The organism is Roseibium sp. MB-4 (assembly GCF_053005265.1).
In genome coordinates this window covers 1,189,089-1,204,393 of sequence record NZ_JBRKQB010000001.1, presented here as the reverse complement: position 1 = coordinate 1,204,393, position 15,305 = coordinate 1,189,089, and the positions used below count along the sequence as shown (strand labels likewise).

Below are 15,305 nucleotides of genomic sequence, written 5' to 3'. Positions count from 1 at the left end.
GCCGGTCGCTACTAGATGAACAGCCCTGAACTTTATCTGATCGCAGCGGCCGTTTTTATTCTGGCGGGGATCGTCAAGGGAACCGTTGGAATGGGGCTGCCGGCAATCAGCCTCGGTTTGATGACTGTGTTCGTCGGGGTTGAAGCGGCCATTGTGCTGATCCTTTGGCCCACTTTCCTGACGAACCTCTGGCAAGCGGTCTACGGGGGGCACCTGAAGGCACTGACCAAACGGCTATGGCCGTTTCTCGCTGCGGCCTCTGCAACGCTGATGCTTGGAACTTTCATTCTGACAAAGGCGCCACAGGGTGTGCCGGATTTGATCCTGGGTGCCTTGATGATTGCTTATGCAGTGCCAATGCTCGCAGGTCTTCGCTTGCACATCCCGTTGGAATGGGAACGGTCCGTTGGTGTGGTCCTTGGGGCGTTGAACGGGATTTTTTCCGGGTTGACGGGGGCTTATACAGTCCCGGGAGTGATGTACCTTCAGGCTTTGGGCCTTGATCGCGACGAATTGGTACAGGCCATGGGGCTGTTGTTCTTGTCTGCAACGGTCATGCTGGCGCTCGCACTGGGCGGCTTCGGCCTTCTCGAATTTGAGGGGGCAATCCAGTCACTGCTCCTGACGGTTCCAGCCCTTACCGGTGTCTTTATAGGTCAGCGCTTGCGGGGTCGTCTGTCGGACGCCGGGTTCCGCCGCGCATTCCTTGGCGCAATTCTATGCCTCGGGCTCTATTTGGTGCCTCTGGGCCTCTGGCGCATAACCGGTTGATCTCCCTGTCTCTGCGTTAATGCAACCGGCGTGTTTTCAGAAGTTGTGTTTTGTGTTTTTTAGGAATGCATGCGCAGGCTGTCTGAGTGTCACCAGAGGTGCTTGGCGCTCTGGTTTTTAGAAGGCCGATAGGATCGAGGAACGGTATCTATGGTTCGATACCCCGGGTACATGCGTCCTAAATGTAATACTTCTTTTAAATGCCAGCGTGGGCTTACTCGCTTGCTGGGAGTGCTGCTAACGGCGTTGCTGATGTCTGCTGGCGGAGCAGGTCTGGCCCGGGCCGCGGAACGCTGTGATCGAATCCGGGTGAATGGCACCGTGGATTGGTATCCGGTCATCATGCGACCAAGCGATACGGGCTTGGCGTCTGGTGTGCTGCCGGCAACAATGATCGAACTCGGGCGTCGCGTCGGGATAGATGTCGTCTTCCAACCTGTAACGCCTTTCAAGCGGCAACTTGTTCAACTGGAAAACGGCAGTCTCGATACTGTTCTCGGTGCATACTGGACAAAAGAGCGCGCAGAAAAATTCCAGTACTCTTCCAGTGTGTTAGATGACGAAGTTGCTATTTTTGTTTTGAAGGGCAAGGAGTTTCCCTTGTCGAAGTGGTCCGATCTGGTGGGCCGGTTGGGCATCAGGCCGTTTGGCGGATCTTATGGCGAAGATTTCGACCAATATGCGCGTGAACATCTCGCGATGCAGGAAATTGCTCCCGTTCCAACGGATTTTAGACGTGATATGCTTGCGATGCTGCTGAACGAAAACGCGGATTATGCCGTCCTCGGCCGATTTCACGGGTTGAAAATCATTGAGGAGGGTGAGGGGGCGGATCAACTAATCGATCTGGAGTGGCCGGTTGTCTCCAATGGAGTGCATATTCTGTTCTCCAGGACATCGCCCTGTGCGCACCTTTTCGGCCGCTTCGAAGAACAGCTCAAGGAGCTTCGGGCCGAAGGATGGATAGACACTGTCCTGGCAGACTACCGAAGGCCTGGACAATAAAGACCATCCCACTGGTTGTAATTAAAAACGCCGCCCCAGTCGGAGCGGCGTTTGCAAGTTGGAATGGCCGTGCTTACTTCGCGACAAGACGCATGGGGGTCGCTGTGCCAACATTCGATGTTGGTTTGGTATTGGCCCATTGATAGGACTGACGCTCTTCTGTCGGGGTGCACAAGAAGCGCTCCCGGTAGCACTTTGTGAAATGCGATGTGGATGCAAAGCCACAGGCAAGTGCGACGTCCAGAACCGGACGGCTCGTGCGTCGCAACAGATCGCGCGCGGTCTCTAGACGCAAACGCAGATAATACTGACCTGGCGTGCAGTTGAAGTGCCGGCGGAACAACCGTTCTAGCTGACGCGGAGACAGGTTCACCGTCATGGCAAGCTGCTGGCAGCTGAGCGGGTCTTCAATGTGCAGATCCATAATTCGGATAGCATCGAGGATCTTGGCGTTGGAAATCCCCGTCCGGGCTTCAATGTCGTGGCGCTGGGCGGATTCGCCAGACCGCATGTTCTGATAGAGCGCAACTTCGGCCACTTCGTGCGCAAGATAGGCGCCATGCTGAATAGCGATCAACCGCAACATCATGTCCAAAGAGGCCATTCCGCCAGCGCAGGTAATGCAGTTGCGGTCAATCGAGAAGATATCTGATGTCACTTCAACGTCCGGGAATTCTTCGCGCAAGGAGCGAAGGTTTTCCCAGTGGATGGTGCAGCGGCGGCCATCGAGAAGATTGTAACGGGCCAGCAAATATGCGCCGGTACAGATGGCACCGAATGTCCGGCCAAGGGCATTGAGGCGCCGCAGTTTGTTGCCGAGTTCGGGATCAAGAGGCAAGCGCTCGACATCGACGCCAGTACACAAAAGTGTAATGTCCGCATCGCCAAGGTCGCGAATAGATTTTTTTACGGAAATTTCGCATCCGTTGCTCGCCACCACGGGATTACCGTCAAGGGAATAAGTTTCCCAAACGTAATAGTCCCTGCCAAGCATCCGATTTGCTATGCGAAGTGGCTCGATGACACTCGCGAATGCATTCATGGAGAAACGGTCCATGATCACGAATGCTATTTTTTGACAGCTGTCGTCGTGCGCGCGTCCGGACATTTACTTTGCCTCATTGGAAGGTATTATTGAAGCTTATCTTTTGATTGCAGTAAGTTGTTTGTTTTTGACTTGGCTGTCAAATAAAATCCGACGTGAAGACGAATGTTCGCGATTTTGTCGTAAACCATCCACTGGTAATGCTTGAGGTTTGATCGCATTGATCAATTTCTGGCCGTCACCTGCCCAGAAGCTGAGCGGTAATACAAGAATGGTCTTGTCTTGTGTCAGTAATGGACATGTTGCGCTGCGGTATTGCTTGGACGGTCAGACCGGGAAGGCCGCTGTTCCCAAGTTCCCCGGGCATTGCCGACGCCAGCGGATAAACCGCATTACACCGCTTTTTTGGATGTTTTTTTTGCCGAAAGCGCATTTCGTGGTCCCATGTTGCTTCAAGTCAAGGTGCACTTGGTGGTACACGGGCTTTAATTGCATGTGCCAAGACCCACGGATCGATCAAATATGAACGTACTTGCCAAACCCGCAGATCTCGCAGACGCCGCCCCAGCCGGTGTCTTCGTGGAAGAGGTCAAGACTGTCCAGCACTATACCGACCGGCTGTTCCGCTTCCGGATGACCCGGCCGTCCAGCTTCCGGTTCCGCTCCGGCGAGTTTGTCATGATTGGTCTCATGATCGATGGCAAACCGCTTTACCGCGCCTACTCGATCGCAAGCCCGGCCTGGGATGAAGAGCTTGAGTTCTTCTCCATTAAAGTGCCGGATGGGCCGCTCACATCTCATCTTCAAAAGATCCAGCCGGGTGATGCGGTTCTGATGAAAAAGAAACCAACGGGCACATTGGTCAACGATGCACTCGTACCGGGCAAGCGGGTCTACATGTTCTCAACGGGTACCGGGATTGCGCCGTTCGCCAGCCTGATCCGGGATCCGGACACCTATGAGAAGTTCGATCAGGTGATCCTGACCCACACATGCCGGGAAGTGGCTGAACTGAAATATGGTGAGGACCTTGTTCAGGAAACACTCAATGATCCGCTGATCGGTGAGTTCGCGAAAGACAAGCTGATTCACTACACCTCGGTCACCCGGGAAGACTTCCCGCGCAAGGGCCGGATCACCGATCTGATCCAGTCAGGCAAGTTGTTTGAAGACCTCGGCGTTCCGCCACTTGATCCGGCGATCGACCGCGGCATGATCTGCGGCTCGATGGACATGTTGCGCGATACCAAGGCGCTACTGGAAGAAGCGGGACTCACCGAAGGCGCCAACAACAAGCCGGCAGAATTCGTTGTCGAACGAGCATTCGTCGGCTAACCGGCGTTTCCACTGACTGAGAATCACAAAGGCCGGGGCGACCCGGCCTTTTTTTTGCGCGGGGCATTCAGTTCGCCTGCATGCTCTAACACCGTCATTTATCCTCAATACCATTGCAAATACAGAGTTAAGCTGTGGACGGCAGTGCCAACGCAAAGCCGGTTAATATCCACAGCGTGATGCATGCAATAACCTTGGCGCAAGCTTCACGGGTTTTCAGTAGGCGCACAAAAATCAATTCCGAGTCGGGATAGGGACGGATGAAGATTATTGCCGAACTCGGCATCAACCATCGCGGGTCATCACAGGTCGCGGAACAGCTTATTGATGTTGCCGCTTCCGCAGGCGCTTGGGGCGTGAAATTCCAGTATCGCGGTCAGGCCGGGTTCTACCAGGCCGTGAGCGAGATTGGCGATGAGATCCTGAGCAAAGAAATCGATGAAAGTTACATACCGCCTGAAGACATCCTGGCGCTTGCCCAATACATCAAGAACAAAGGGATGGCTGCGGGCATCAGTTTCTTCAAATTTGAAGATGCCGGTGATTTCGGGGATCAGCTGAATACGTTTGACTTTTTTAAGGTGCCGTCAGCGGAACTCATGAACAGCGATCTTGTGAGTTCAATGGCGTCGCTCGGCAAGCCCTTGATCTTGAGCACCGGTGGGCACACCGAAGAGGATATTTTCCGAGCAATAGACACCACCCGTCATGTGCCTGGTATTTGCTATCTCCACTGCATTTCGAACTATCCAGTTCTGCTCGGAAACCAGCAGATGAAGTTCATTGAAACGCTGAAGCAAAAGACCGATGCGGAAATCGGATATTCAAGCCACGATCAAGACTGGGAAGTCTGCCTTGTTGCTGCGGGGAACGGCGCGACGGTGTTTGAACGCCATTTGACGATGGACAAGAACGGCAAGGGCATTGATGACAGTTCATCTTCTGACCCGTCGGAGTTCATCCGCATGTGCCAGCTTTTAAATGCCTATTACACGGTCCAAGGGTCTGGAAAGCGCGAAATCAATCAAGGTGAACGCATAAACATGCAGAACCTTGGATCATCATTGTATGCCAACCGCGCTATTGAAGCAGGCGAGACACTGAGCGTGGACAATGTCGTTGTTAAAGCACCCCGGAAAGGACTGACCTGGGCTGAAATAAAAAAACGCCAGCTTACAAACATCCGGCGGCCAGTGGCTGAGGGTGTAGCCATTTCAGAGCTGCATTTCACCGAACCGAAACCGCCGCTTGAGCCCGAATTGGTCGGATTCTGCGACGAGAAGCAACTGTCCATACCAATTCGCTTGCACGATGCCGCTGTGCTCCAATCGCGGTTTCCAATCAAAAATAATGAACTTCATTTGTCCTACGAAGAAGTTGCGAGGTTTGGCGCGTCCATGGATGACGGGTTGGCGGGTTTGGACCTGAACCGCCATTACTCAATCCACATTCCGGATTACATTGACAGCAAAACTCTGATCGACCCACTGGCTGCCGACACCGACACCCAAAGCCGCAGCCTTAAAGTAATCGAAACCTGTGTTGATTTGGCTCTGGAGCTTGAGCAACGCACAGGCGCCAGCGTTCCGATCGTGGGCAGCTTTTCCCGGGTCCTTCCGGAGGGCAAGGCCGCGACATATGATCAGTTGCATGCATCTCTTCTCAAGGCTGGCCGTGATCGTGGAGCTCCGATTTATCCGCAGTGGCTCCCTCGGATTGCTTGGTATTTCGGCGGTGCTGAGGTCCTCGACATGTTCTGCGGTGAGGATGACATCGATTTCATCACGTCTATCGGCATGGAGGTTTGTCTGGATCTGTCTCACCTGATCCTGTCCGCGAATTACTCGAAGGCGGATTGGGGCAATTGGTGCTTAAGGCTTATGCCACTCTCCAAGCACATCCACATTGCCGATGCGGTGGGAATTGATGGCGAGGGCATAGAATTTGGCGAAGGGGACCTTGGAGACCCAACGCGATATATTAACGGACCAGGCCGCAAAGTCCTGGAAGTCTGGCAGGGACACCTGTCAGAGGGAGATGGTTTTGACAAGGCCATCCGGCAGTTAGGAGAAAAAAATGGCTAAGGTGCTGATTACCGGGATTTCCGGTCAGGATGGAGCATTTCTGGCGCGTGGCCTTCTTGACAAAGGGCATGAAGTCTATGGAGCAATGCGCCGGGGCAGCACATCCAAGACCGGCCGTCTGAATGAACTCGGCATCCGGGACAAGATCAAATACTGCACTTTGGAAGTGACCGAATTTGCCAATGTTCAGAATGTTTTGAACGAGATCAGACCGGATCAGATCTATAATCTTGCCGCGCAAAGTTTCGTAGCCGACAGTTTCCAGTTTCCGCACTACACCTCTGACGTGAACTACATGGGTGTGCTGAACATCCTTGAAGCCATGCGTATCTTGAAGCTGGATACAAAACTCTATCAGGCCTCCACGTCTGAGATGTACGGCGACGTTCTGGAGAAACCGCAGACGGAAAAAACGCCATTCAATCCGCTCAGTCCTTACGCTGTTTCCAAACTGGGGGCGCATTCTCTGGTGGTCAACTACAGGCAAGCGTATGATATGTTCGCAACCTCGGGGATCTTGTTCAACCATGAATCCGAACTGCGGGGGCTGGAGTTTGTCACCCGGAAGATCACAAGCTGGCTGGCGGAAATCAAACTCCAGGGCAAAGACGCATTGCCGCTCGGAAACTTGAGCAGTGTGCGCGACTGGGGATATGCGCCTGAGTACACGGACATGATGATCAAGATGCTAGAGCATAACCAGCCAGACGATTTCGTGATCTCGACCAACACGGAATACACGGTGCGCGACTTCCTCTTTATGGCTGCGCAGGAGGTTGGCTTTGATCTTCATTCGGAAGGCGAGGGCCTGGAAGAAAAGTGCTACGACCGGAAAACGGGCAAGTTGATTGCCTATGTCGATCCCCGATACTTCCGGGCATCCGACGTGGTGTATCTGCGCGGTGACAATGCCAAGGCGCAGGAACTGCTTGGATGGAAGCCGGAGATCTTGGCTCCCGAGATCGCGCGCCGGATGGCCATTTACGATCTGAAGAAAGCGGCACTCAACACGCCAGGCCTTTGAGGTAAATCTGGAGGTCTAAGCATGGAAAGGGTCGCAGCGATCATCCCTGCCCGGGGTGGGTCCAAGGGTATACCGGGAAAGAACCTCAAGCCTTTCCTCGGGGTCCCGTTGGTCGCTCACGCAATCAGAGCAGCGCTGGGTGCAAAAACGATCTCTGATGTTCTCGTCTCAAGCGACGACGAAGCAATCTTAAGCGTTGCGCTTGAGTATGGGGCTGCAGCCTTGAAGCGACCAGCAAATATCTCGGGGGATGAAGCCTCTTCCGAAAGCGCGGTCCTGCATGCAATTTCTGAAAACGATGCATGCCAAGCGGCGGACACGGTTGTTTTCTTGCAGTGTACCTCGCCATTGACGACATCTGAGGAGATCGATCAGGTCGTGACGGCTCGTGCGGAATTGGACGCGGATACGGCATTTTCTGTTGTCGAGGTGCATGCGTTTCTATGGCAGGTCGAGGCCGACGGTACGGGGAGGGGGATCAATCACGATGCCAGCAAACCGCGTCAGCGCCGTCAGGACCGTCCAAAAGAGTTTAGGGAAACAGGTGCAATATACGCACTTCGCAAGGATGCCTTTGTGTCCGCAGGTGTGAGGTTCTTCGGGCGCAGCGTCCCTGTCGTTCTGCCAGATGCGGTCGAGATTGATTTGGATACCCCACGGGATTGGTTGGCACTGGAAGCATATGCAAGGGCTACAGGACACCAGTCCTGAACGGAATGCTGAGGAACAGCTGATGGCAAGCATTTATGACACGCTGGCAGAATTAGGCGTCGCCAGTAAGGAGACCCAGGAGGTCTTTGCGACGCGTACCCGTGATCGTGAGGATGTCACCGTTTATCGCGATCAGCTTTCAGGGGTGATCTATATTGACGGATTTTACGGGGGCGATGAAGTCTATCAAGAGGGTGACTACCGGCAAGCAAATGAGGCTTTGATAGGCAAACGGGACTATGAAGTCACGGTAGATGCATCGCGGCGTGTTGAGGCCTACCGCCCCTTCGTGACTGGCAAGCACATCGTCGAATTTGGCTGTGGTGACGGCGCCTTTCTCCATTCTGTGTGCAATGAAGCTCAGAGCTGCTGCGGTGTGGAATTGCAACAGGATTATGTCACGGCTCTAAATGCTGCCGGGATATTGTGCCACAAATCCTTGTCAGCTTTGCCGGACAGTTCAATGGACAGTGTCCTGAGTTTTCATGTCCTGGAACATCTTCCCGAGCCCGCTCCCATTCTGCACGAGCTGTACCGTGTCTTGAAACCAGGCGGCGTGATGGTCGCTGAGGTTCCGCACGCCGGGGATGTTCTGCTAAACCAACTGAATTGCGATGAGTTTAAAGAATTCACTTTGTGGAGCCAGCATCTGGTGCTTCATACCCGTGACAGCTTGCGACGGCTATTGGCGGCTTCGGGGTTCGCCGAGATCGTTATTGAAGGTGTTCAGAGGTATCCGCTGTCCAATCATTTGGGCTGGCTGTCCAGAGGGCGACCCGGTGGGCACAAATCCACACTTGCGGCAATCGATACATCAGACCTTAGAAATTCCTATGAAGCGGCGCTTAACCGGATCGACGCCACCGATACCTTGGTTGCGATTGTGCGGAAACCCGCTTAAGCGCTGATCTAAAGTCCGAGGCGCTTGTTGCGTCGCTCTGGCGTCCAGTTTTCCAGCTGGCGGTCCATTTCCTTGATGATTTCCGGAACAAACTCCACACACGCCTTGTCCGTGTATGGATGCATGTATGTCATCGAAGGATACCAAGGCGGATTTTTTTGACCCAGCAGAAGCGGAGGCTCCTGTTGGCCAAAACGGATTGCCGGCACGTCGAGAATGCCAGCCATATCCGCGACACTGGTATTCGCCGATACAACGAAATCGCAGGCAGCTGTTAGTGCAGCAGCCCCTAAAAGGTCATCAAACAAATCGACGTCATCGAAGTTATGGAAATGGTCTCCGGCTTGGTCTTTCAGATAACTGAGTTCTTTATCCAACGCCGCGTATTGGAGGTTCACGAAAATCGCATCTCTGGATTTCAATATGGGCGTGACTCCGGGCGCAGAAAGATAATACCGCGCTCTGTTCACGGCGAGGTTTTTGGAACGCCAAGAAAAGCCGATGACGGGTTTGTCTTGATAGCCCTTCAAACGCTTCAAATACTCGACTGCCCTATCCCTCTCGAATGAATAGACGGGGCAAGGGGCGGTCTTGAACGACTCAAGCGTCGGTCTGAAATGCTTTACGAGCTCTCCAATATTAACGTGCAGATCGTAATCAAAAGAGGTTTGAAAATTGTTTTCATCCATTCGTGCCAATCGGGACACGGCTTCTGGAAAACAATACTGCGTATATTTGGCGCCTTTTTCCGAGAGTTCGATAATTACCTTTCCAGCCAATTTGATTAACTGAGGCAACATAGTGCCTGCTTTCAGAGCGTCTCCGAGTCCCTGGTCAGCCCAGACGAGTATCGTCTTGTCTGAAATGTCTTCGCCTTGCCATTCCGGGACCTCGAATGTTCGCCGCAGGATTTGGGCGGAAGGATCTTCAAATCGCGCAGTATGAAGTTCCCAGCCGTTTTTAAGATCACCGTTCGCGAGATAGGCTAGTGCCAGGTTCCAATCCACAGTTCGATTATTTGGCGGCGCATGCTTTTTGGCCTTTTTCATGACCTGAAGTGCTTCTTTGTGATCACCGTGCATAAGCAAGTTCACGCCATGCGTTACACATTTGTGGTAATCTGAAGGGTCAGCCTCGTGCGCCTGTTTTGAATAGAAGACCGCAAGATTTGACTCGTTCATGGAGAACAAAAGGCGCGCCGCTTCATGTTTTACGTCGGCGTTTTCGGGAAACCGCTCAAGGGCCTCAGTTAGTTCGTACTGGCTTGGCTCGTATTGCTTGAGCTTGAGACGAGCGCGTGCTCTGAGTAAATAGTTTTCCGGATTGTCGGGCTCCAGCATCACCGCCTTGATAAAGAAATTAACCGCGTGATTGGCGCGATTGGCATCCATCAATAGCGTTCCGAAATTACGATAGGCGTCCTTATTGTCTGGGTCTTCAACGATGAGGCTCTGAAAGATCATCTCAGCCTCTTCGAATTCCTTTTTTTGAGTTAGAGCAATGCCCTTTATGTTCAGTGCCTCACGTTCACGCGGGTTTAGTGACAGGGCCTTGTTGCAGACTGCTAGTAGACTGTCGGAATCGGTCCCCAAATCGAGCATGGTTCGCGCCAGGTTCGCATAAAAGGGCGACTGGTTCGGATCGATGGTGATTGCTTTTTTGATATACTCAAGCGCACGTTTCGGATAGCCGAGTTGGCGGTATGTCACCCCGAGAAGGTGGACAGCATCTGCGTTGTTCGGAGCTTTTTTGACTGCTTGTTTGTAGATGCGCTGCGCTTTTTCGAACTCGCCGGCCTGTTGGAGAGCGATGCCCTTCAGCAGTCTGTCTCGAATGGTATTCGGCGCTGTTTGCGTTGCCATCGTTTTCAGCCTTATCGGGAATCAGTCGTGCAAGATTAGCAGGCTGTGCAAATTGTGACAGTTGCGCTGATGAAACTGGTCAATTCCCTTGGGGATTGCCGCGGTGTAGAGGTGGGAGCGGGCGGCTAGCTGATGAAGTTGGCAAGAGTAGAAAGCGATGTCAGGCGAATAGAGCCTCAGTGTGGTTGGCAATCTTAGATTTCAACCATTGTCCCTTCCGTGCGAAAGAAGTGCTCTCTCGCCGAAGTCGTCGTCCTCAGCAATGAATGCACAGGTGTCATTTAGCGACTTTCGGAAAGGCAGGAGCTACTTCGTCCTTTCCGGGCATTATCCCTGATGCCTGGTTCGAAGGTCCGCGACTGCATCCGCAAGTTCGTCAAAATGGGAAATGATGCAATCCGGACCAAGTTCACTAACCGGTACAGGCGTATAGCCAAAATCAACGGCGACAACGGGAATGCCCGCGGCGCGGGCAGCTTTGATGTCGGTCACACTGTCGCCGATCATGATTGAGCCCTCCGGGGTGCCGCCAGCGCGCTTTATGGCGCCCAGGACCGGTTCTGCATAGGGCTTGGAAACGGCGAAGGTATCGCCTCCGACCACCGCATCGAAGTGATCTGTCATATTGAGCGCGGCAAGCAAGGGCAGGGTGAGGCGCTCGGTCTTGTTGGTGCAAACCGCCAGCTTCCAGCCATCGGCACGGAAACGGTCTAGTGCTGGAACAACACCATCGAACGGCCGTGTGTGAACTGCGATGTTGGCAGCGTAGTACTCCAGGAAGTCTTCATAGAGCGGTGCGATCGTCTCGTCCGACCAGGCAATTTCAAGATAGTCCAAACCACGCTGCAACAGCACCTTGGCTCCCATGCCGACCATATTGGCGACCTTGTCCTGAGGAACAGTCCCATGTCCGGCCTTGTCCAGAACCGCATTCAAGGTCGCAACAAGATCTTCCATGGAAGACACGAGTGTGCCGTCCAGATCGAACACAAGTACAGACATGAAACCCTCAGCTATAAGTGAACAGGGTTCTGCCTAGCTGTCTTTGTGGCTTCCCGCAAGATCCCGCAAGCGAATGGACGCCAGCCTTTGAGGCGAAAATCAAAACGTTACAAGGCCGTCGGTTGTCACAGCTTATAGGCCGTGCGAAACCCGCCCCAATGGCGGCCTTGCACCAGGATCGGCGCATCGATTTCCTGCATCCAGATGATGTTTCCGCCCCCCATGTCCCTTGGATAGGACTGGACAAGGTAAGGCCGCATGTTGCGGGCGGCGCTCAAGCCGGCCCGATCATCAAAGATCCGTTTGTTCCGGCAGTTGGCAGTGTTCCAGGCGGGATCATCCGGTTTTTGCGGTTTTGAGAAGACGAGGTTGTGAACCGGTAGGTACCCGTTGCGGTCGACTGCTGCGCAAAAAGCCATACCAGAGCTGTTTTTCAGGATCTCCTCCTGAATATCCGGCAGCGCGCGTTCCAAGGAGCTGAGAGCTCTTGTCGAGACTTGGAGAGGGTCGGTGCCGTCTATCGGCCTGTAGTCTGTGTCAAAGAGAGCGTCCAGGGACAACGCACCACTTTCAATCATGTGTTCCATTGCCGCGGCGACACGCGCCGCACCAGATTGCGCTGTTTCAATCTGCTTGGCGAAGCCTTGCTTCAAAGATGCAATCCGTTGTTCGAGCGCGCTCCTGAAAGCCCCCGCCGAAGATGTGAAAGCGCAATGGCATCCGCCATCTGAAACGTTTACGACCTTTGCTTCCGTCGAGCCGATCCCACTCAAGTCAAGACGCAGCACAGCGCCTGTGTGCGGGAGAGTGTCAGCGTCGGTAATGAACAAAACGCCGCCCATGGAAATGTCTCGCGTTTCGATCCGCATCGTGACATTTCCACTGGTCGCCGTTCCCGACAATTTTAGTGGCAATCGATCATCAACCCTGCGGTCACCAACATCCGTTTGCCGGATCATCATGGCAAAGCGGGCCTGGAGGGCCTTGGTGCTGGCGCTCATGTTGTCACCGGCATCGCGAACCAGCGTACCACTTTGCTCAGCCTCGGCGGCAGAGGCGTTGATCCGGTCGACGTGGCGCACGACGTCTTGAACGAAGCTTTTTGTATCCTCGGCTTGCCGGCTCACCGTTTCGGTGGTTTCGACCTGTGCCTGCACCGCTTGTTCGACTGCCGCGAAACTTGGACGGATTTGGCCGATCACATCAATGATCCGCCCAACGGACCCAATGCTCATTTCAGCGGATTGGTTCAGCTTGTTGATATTGGCAACGATCTGTTCTGTGGCAGACTGGGTTTCCACGGAGAGCGACTTCACCTCGCCCGCAACCACGGCAAATCCCTTGCCGGCGTCCCCGGCACGTGCCGCCTCAATGGTCGCATTTAGCGCCAGAAGGTTGGTCTGCTTTGCGATGTCGGAGATGAGACCGACAACATTTGCGATATCTTCGATTGCGTTTTTAAGCTCTAGAACACCTTGATTGGCTTGGTCGGCAATATCTCGGGCCTCAACCGCCAAATCATTTGAAACGCTAACCTGGGAGCCGATTTGTGCGCTGGCGGCGGAGAGTTCTTGAATGGAATGCGTCAGCTCGCCAACATTATCGTTGGCTCTAGCTGCTTGATCGGTCAAGACTTGGCTTTCAGATATGATGGATCCCAAGGTGCTGGCCTGCTCCACCAAGCGGTCCTGCACTTTGGTTGCCGCAGCATCAATGCTTTTCGCAGCAACTTGAAGGTCATCTTCCAGACTGTCGAGGGCACGGCTCAGACCGCTGGATGCGTTCTCAGTTTTAGCGTCGCCATCTGAGACTGGATTCTCGTGTGCTTGAGTGTCGTCAGGCACCAAGTCAACTTCGCCAACAGAAGTCTTCCGCCGCATCTTAACACCGAACATTTGTCGCGCCCTTATAGAGTGTTCTGCGATTCAATCAGGCAATATTTCCAGAAGGGTCTGAACCTTACGTTAACCATGCCCAATATGTTGGCAGGCGCCGTTCTTGGTTGAAAACTGGAAACGATCTGGACCCGTGCTTGCCTGACATGTTAAGGACCGCGCGGCCATCTGAACTGATCGGAGGGCAAGCGCTGGAAATGCGGTGCTAAACAGCGACGCTGAGGCCGGAAAGGGCGAGGGATGAGCGACAACCTGAAACAGCAGGCAGCTGAACGCGCGGCAGAGGATGTCACCTCCGGCATGCGTCTTGGTATCGGCACAGGGTCGACTGCTGAGTTCTTCGTTCATGCCCTTGCAAAACGGGTCGCAGACGGACTGGACGTGATCGGTGTTCCAACATCTGAGCGCACAGCAGAGCTTGCTGCCAGTTTGGGAATAAAACTCACCACCTTGGAAGAGTTGCCCGAGCTGGATCTGACCGTTGACGGTGCAGATGAGCTGGATGCCAACCTGGCCCTGATTAAGGGCGGCGGCGGAGCCTTGCTGCGGGAAAAGATTGTCGCAGCTGCTTCCGGCAAAATGATCGTCATCGCAGATGGCACAAAGAACGTTGATACGCTCGGGCAATTTCCGTTGCCGATTGAAGTTGTGCCGTTTGGTCAAGAAGCCACGCGGCGGGCCATCCTGTCGCTGTTTAAGGAAATGGGCTTGCCTCAAAACCTTCAGCTGAGAGTGGCCGGGGAGCATCCTTTTGTCACAGATGGCGGGCATCACATCTTTGACGCCCATCTTCTGAAGATCGAAGAACCTGAAACGCTTGCACAAGCTCTGGTAAAGATCCCGGGCGTTGTTGAGCATGGTCTTTTCCTCAATCTTGCCTCCAAGGCTTACGTGGCCGGTGAAGATGGGGTAAAGACGATTACGCCTGCGTCGATTTAGCGAATTTTGGTTGCCGGATCGCCTCCGGAAAACCGCCAAGGAGTCAAGGAAATGAAGTCAGTGAAGTTTGCCGGTGTTGGTCTCGCCATGTTGGCGTGGGGCGCGATCTCCGGCGGTGCGGTTGCTCAGGACAGCTTTTCAGAAAGTCATTTGGAAGCTGCAAAAGCTGTTGCCTTGGAAACCAAAGTCCTGGAACCGTTTGACGCCATCTTGTTCGTAATGGCGGAACAGACCCTTTCCGCATTCACGCAGAATGAACCGACGCGTGCGGAAGAAATCGCAGAGGTCGTGGAACAGGTCGCGTTGGAGCTAGCCCCGCGCCGTGCCGTATTGAACGAGCAGATCTTCCGCATTTGGGCGACCGCCTTTACCGAAGAAGAGCTGCTCCAGCTGGCTGAATTCTATCGCACCCCGCTCGGTATGAAATTGCGCGACAGTGTCGCCGATATTACAGCTGCATCTGTGGAAGCCAGCCGCGAATGGCAGGATCGGTTGAGCGTCGATATCGTTGCGATGGTGCAGGAAGAATTGGACAAGCGCAGCGCCGCGGCCACAAACCAATAAGTGATCAAGGCGTGAGCAATCAGATTGCGCACGCTTTTTCAGATCTTGAGACGGGTCAATCGCCCGCACTGTCTGCAAACCGGGCCGCGAAAGCGGCCCTTTGTGCAATAAGGTATGCGTTTCAGGACACCGAGCTGACCAAGGCCAAGCCTTGTGAAGAGGGACTG

Annotated in this window: 13 protein-coding genes; 9 read left to right on the top strand and 4 right to left on the bottom strand. The window is 53.9% G+C overall.

The features are described 5' to 3' along the window. The first annotated feature begins 15 nt into the window (after positions 1–15). Positions 16–771: a sulfite exporter TauE/SafE family protein gene (locus ACVDG4_RS05600; protein WP_447234314.1), complete on the top strand. Its 756-nt coding sequence runs from the start codon at positions 16–18 to the stop codon at positions 769–771. Between the two features lie 150 nt (positions 772–921). Next, the gene (locus tag ACVDG4_RS05595) at positions 922–1,776 is read left to right on the top strand and encodes a substrate-binding periplasmic protein (RefSeq protein ID WP_447234313.1); all 855 of its coding nucleotides are present in this window, start codon (positions 922–924) and stop codon (positions 1,774–1,776) included. A gap of 73 nt (positions 1,777–1,849) precedes the next feature. On the opposite strand, the gene ACVDG4_RS05590 is transcribed toward ACVDG4_RS05595, so the two are convergent. Further along, positions 1,850–2,884 carry a GlxA family transcriptional regulator gene (locus ACVDG4_RS05590; protein ID WP_133950463.1) on the bottom strand — a complete coding sequence of 345 codons (1,035 nt, stop codon included), beginning with the start codon at positions 2,882–2,884 and terminating at the stop codon, positions 1,850–1,852. Between the two features lie 459 nt (positions 2,885–3,343). Here ACVDG4_RS05590 and ACVDG4_RS05585 point away from each other — a divergent pair, with 459 nt between their 5' ends. The 5 genes from ACVDG4_RS05585 (at position 3,344) to ACVDG4_RS05565 (ending at position 8,876) form a co-directional block, all read left to right on the top strand. Next, positions 3,344–4,156 carry a ferredoxin--NADP reductase gene (locus tag ACVDG4_RS05585; RefSeq protein ID WP_133950461.1) on the top strand — a complete coding sequence of 271 codons (813 nt, stop codon included), beginning with the start codon at positions 3,344–3,346 and terminating at the stop codon, positions 4,154–4,156. A 260-nt stretch (positions 4,157–4,416) separates the two neighbouring features. Continuing rightward, positions 4,417–6,240, top strand: a complete 1,824-nt coding sequence (locus ACVDG4_RS05580; protein ID WP_447234312.1) for an N-acetylneuraminate synthase family protein — start codon at positions 4,417–4,419, stop codon at positions 6,238–6,240. Further along, the gene (locus ACVDG4_RS05575) at positions 6,233–7,264 is read left to right on the top strand and encodes a GDP-mannose 4,6-dehydratase (protein WP_447234311.1); all 1,032 of its coding nucleotides are present in this window, start codon (positions 6,233–6,235) and stop codon (positions 7,262–7,264) included. Before ACVDG4_RS05580 ends, ACVDG4_RS05575 begins: the two co-directional genes overlap by 8 nt. 21 nt (positions 7,265–7,285) lie before the next feature. After that, complete coding sequence (locus tag ACVDG4_RS05570) at positions 7,286–7,975, top strand: acylneuraminate cytidylyltransferase family protein (RefSeq protein WP_447234310.1); 690 nt, start codon at positions 7,286–7,288, stop codon at positions 7,973–7,975. Between the two features lie 22 nt (positions 7,976–7,997). Further along, positions 7,998–8,876, top strand: coding sequence for a class I SAM-dependent methyltransferase (locus ACVDG4_RS05565; protein WP_447234309.1), 879 nt, complete (start codon positions 7,998–8,000; stop codon positions 8,874–8,876). Between the two features lie 8 nt (positions 8,877–8,884). Here the strand turns inward: ACVDG4_RS05565 and ACVDG4_RS05560 are convergent, their stop codons facing one another. From ACVDG4_RS05560 to ACVDG4_RS05550, 3 genes are all read right to left on the bottom strand, one after another. Continuing rightward, positions 8,885–10,738 carry a tetratricopeptide repeat protein gene (locus ACVDG4_RS05560; RefSeq protein WP_447234308.1) on the bottom strand — a complete coding sequence of 618 codons (1,854 nt, stop codon included), beginning with the start codon at positions 10,736–10,738 and terminating at the stop codon, positions 8,885–8,887. A gap of 327 nt (positions 10,739–11,065) precedes the next feature. After that, complete coding sequence (gene gph / locus ACVDG4_RS05555; RefSeq protein ID WP_447234307.1) at positions 11,066–11,740, bottom strand: phosphoglycolate phosphatase; 675 nt, start codon at positions 11,738–11,740, stop codon at positions 11,066–11,068. Between the two features lie 125 nt (positions 11,741–11,865). Further along, complete coding sequence (locus ACVDG4_RS05550; RefSeq protein WP_447234306.1) at positions 11,866–13,635, bottom strand: methyl-accepting chemotaxis protein; 1,770 nt, start codon at positions 13,633–13,635, stop codon at positions 11,866–11,868. A 240-nt stretch (positions 13,636–13,875) separates the two neighbouring features. Here ACVDG4_RS05550 and rpiA point away from each other — a divergent pair, with 240 nt between their 5' ends. Both rpiA and ACVDG4_RS05540 read left to right on the top strand, forming a co-directional pair. Then, the gene (rpiA, locus tag ACVDG4_RS05545; RefSeq protein WP_447234305.1) at positions 13,876–14,574 is read left to right on the top strand and encodes a ribose-5-phosphate isomerase RpiA; all 699 of its coding nucleotides are present in this window, start codon (positions 13,876–13,878) and stop codon (positions 14,572–14,574) included. Between the two features lie 51 nt (positions 14,575–14,625). Next, positions 14,626–15,138, top strand: coding sequence for a DUF2059 domain-containing protein (locus ACVDG4_RS05540; protein WP_447234304.1), 513 nt, complete (start codon positions 14,626–14,628; stop codon positions 15,136–15,138). Positions 15,139–15,305: the final 167 nt, after the last annotated feature.